Source organism: Litchfieldella qijiaojingensis, from assembly GCF_014651875.1.
GTDB lineage: Bacteria > Pseudomonadota > Gammaproteobacteria > Pseudomonadales > Halomonadaceae > Litchfieldella > Litchfieldella qijiaojingensis.
In genome coordinates this window covers 1-3,111 of record NZ_BMXS01000058.1, presented here as the reverse complement: position 1 = coordinate 3,111, position 3,111 = coordinate 1, and the positions used below count along the sequence as shown (strand labels likewise).

Below are 3,111 nucleotides of genomic sequence, written 5' to 3'. Positions count from 1 at the left end.
CGATCAGGCGCAGATCGCGCCCGCTGCGCATCGTGAGGTTCTTGCCGGCCAGCAGTTCGCTGCCCTGCTGGCGCACCCGGCGGCTGATCCAGTCGGTGGTGGCGGTGTGGGCTTCGTGGTGGCGAATGTTGGCCGCCGAGGCGAGGGTGAGGTCGCGATGGCTCCTTGGCTGCCAGCCTGGATTCATAGAATAACTGCAGCACTTTGGACCAGCAGGTAGAGGCAGGAGGGCCAGCACCGGTACCCTCCCTGCTTTACCGACCAAAGTGAAGCAGAGCATGGGATACCGACAGCTGACCCAGACCCAACGATACCAGATTCATGCCCGTCGTGACGTGGGCATGAGCCAGCGACAGATCGCCAGGGAGCTTGGCATCCATAACAGCACCGTCAGCCGTGAGCTGCATCGCAATGCCTCTCCTGAAGGGTATGATCCCAGGCAGGCGCAACGCCTGAGCGATGACCGGCGGCGCACCGCCTGGAAGTGGACCAAGCGCCTGCCCAGCATGATTGCAGCCGTCGTGGGTCGTCTGCGTGAGGAGTGGAGCCCGGAGCAGATCAGCGGCTTCATGGCACCCCTGGCGGGTGTCGGTGTGAGTCACCAGTGGATCTACTCCTTGATCTGGGATGACAGGGCGCTCGGTGGCGACCTGTGGCAGTGCCTGCGGCAGCCCAAGCGGCGCAATAAACAGCGTGCTCAGGCCAAGAGTGCGGGGCTGGGCAAGATCCCCAACCGGGTCGGCATCGAGCACCGTCCCGCTGAGGTCGACGACCGGCTCACCATTGGCCACTGGGAGGGCGACACGGTGCTCAAGGGGCATAAGCAGTCGGGGCTGGTCACGTTGGTCGAGCGTCGCAGCGGCTATCTGCTGGCGGCGCGACTTCCCAACATCACCGCGGAGCTGATGCAGAAGGCCATGATTCGGCTGCTGAAACCCCGCCGTGGTGCGGTCAAAACCATCACCTTGGACAATGGTTCGGAGTTCGCAGGTCACGAGGCAGTGGCCAAGGCGGTGACCGCAGCGACCTACTTTTGCGCCCCCTACTGCTCCAGCCAGCGAGGGACCAACGAGAACACCAATGGCCTGATACGGCAGTATTTCCCCAAGGGGACTGACTTTCGGGAGGTCACCGATAGCGAGCTGCGTGCGGTGGTCAAGAAGCTGAATAATCGCCCTAGAAAACGGCTTGGTTATCGGACGCCGGCACAGGTGTTTCTGGGAGAATACTCAGGAGCCTTGGGTACCGCAGGTGCTGCACTTATTGCTTGAATTCAGGCAGCAAAGGATAGCTTCATATAGCTCAGTCGATCATCCGGACCCCTACAAGTAAGACGTATAGCCTCGCCGAATGCATAGAAAAGGTTGCGGGAACCTAGTCATCACATTACGGCAAGCATCTAGCCAGGGAGAAGGTATCCTCCCCGGCTAGATGCAAGAGAATTAATTGTTAAAGATCAGGAGCAGGCGTTCATTTGGTCATTGAAACCGCCTTCCCACTCATCTGACATAATAGTCATGATGGACGTGGCTGAGCCTTCACTCATCGCATCAGCTCCGACAGCTTGCTCCCTCGCTACCACACTCTCTTTGATATTTTTATTAATTTGAGACCGTAATCTCCGCCCATAGAGGCTCTAATCCTAAAGATTTCATGTAAGTGCCAAAGTCAACAAACGGCCTTGACCCTATATCACCCTCATTAAACCAAGTAGCCTCGCACTCCTCACACACATAAATCGTATCGTTAGTCTTGTTGATCGTAGCCACAACCACTTCACCTTGATCACAGCGTGGACACCACATACTCAACCTCATTATCTAACTGGAAATGCAGTTATTACTTCATTAGTGTTAGGTCTAACCACTATCTTAACACTCGTTTCTCCAGCTGTGCCTACGACTCGACCCATTGGCACAATAAACGCACCTGGATCGTTTGGCAGTGGGCTCCCTCTCTTAGTCCACGCTTCATCCACCACCCCTAGAATCTCATTGCGATCGACATTAAACACTGAATGAGTTCTCTTATTCGGATTTGGCGCAGCATGATCCAATACATGTTTTACACGATTACCATGCTTTGAGCCTTGACCATAAATTAACCCCGCTGGAGACGTCCAAGATTGACTCGCTGCGTCATAAGTTAACCTTGTTCCTCTTGCAACGACTCCCCCACTGACCCGCGACTGCAGCCAGTTCCTGAGCCCTCGGGCACCCAGGGAGACGGCTCTCGCACCAGCGCCCGCCCCTGACAGCGTCAAGGCAAGCTCGACATCCGTCGTGTCCGGCTTGGCAGCACCGCCCAGGGCGTTCCAATAGGCCCGATCATACACCTCATCCATTGGCGGTGCCGAGGCGCCGATATCGGCGATCTCGCCCTGGTGTTGGCCGGCTTGCGCCGCGCCGTACTGTCGGATCGCCTCCAGCGTGCCGAGTCCCAGGGCGCCGCTGTCCGTGTCGCCGAACAGGCCGCTGTCCCGGTACTGGGCGTCCGTGGCCTGGAAGGCGGTGACCGGTTCGCCGTGGGCGGTGATCGGGTCACCGTTGTCCCAGGTCAGCTCCAGGCCCGCGTAGCGATTCGTCAGGTCGTCCATGGCGACACTGGCGATCTGCAAGTCGTGCAGGAAGCGCTGGTATTGCGGGTTGTTGGCATTGCTGGTGCTCTCCAGGCCCGCCAGCAGGGCGTCGAACTGGGCCGCCTGCTGCGCGTCGAGTTGCGCGCCGGAGACCAGCGCCATCATGTCGTCCCAGGTGACGCCGTCCAGTTGTGGCGAGCCGAGCCGTTCTTCCAGCGCCGCGGCTTGCTCGGCGAGCAGGGCTTCCTCCTGGGGGTGGCGCCCGCGGTTGTAGAGCGTCGAGTACGCGGCGATCGCGGCGCCCTGGGACAAATCGCCGTCTGTCAGTTCGGCGGCGACGATGCCGGTGATCTGCGAGGCCACCACCAGCAGCTGCGGGTCGTTGTCGACCAGCTCGGCCAGGTGCTCCACCAGCGCTTCGTTGGCGCCGGCGGCCAAGGCGCCGGTCCTGAAGTCGCCGCCCGTGGCTTCGGCGACCGCGCCGCCGGCCAATGCATGCAGGGCGATCTTCCGCGGGCTGCCTGATGGCAGGT

Annotated in this window: 3 protein-coding genes; 1 reads left to right on the top strand and 2 read right to left on the bottom strand. The window is 59.9% G+C overall.

The genetic code is table 11. The features are described 5' to 3' along the window. Positions 1 to 187, bottom strand: a 187-nt coding sequence (locus IE093_RS22140; RefSeq protein ID WP_189473094.1) for a hypothetical protein, incomplete at its 3' end; no start/stop codon positions are given. Between the two features lie 91 nt (positions 188 to 278). On the opposite strand from IE093_RS22140, the gene IE093_RS22135 reads away from it, so the two are divergent. After that, positions 279 to 1,271 carry an IS30 family transposase gene (locus IE093_RS22135; protein WP_189473092.1) on the top strand — a complete coding sequence of 331 codons (993 nt, stop codon included), beginning with the start codon at positions 279 to 281 and terminating at the stop codon, positions 1,269 to 1,271. 545 nt (positions 1,272 to 1,816) lie between these two features. Here IE093_RS22135 and IE093_RS22130 read toward each other — a convergent pair. Then, positions 1,817 to 3,111 (bottom strand): DUF637 domain-containing protein (locus tag IE093_RS22130; protein WP_229803904.1); only part of this gene is annotated, 1,295 nt, incomplete at its 5' end.

What these genes read in the sequence shown, in the direction of transcription:
- IE093_RS22135 (WP_189473092.1), top strand. Translation starts at nt 279, where the DNA reads ATGGGATACCGACAGCTGACCCAGACCCAACGATACCAGATTCATGCC.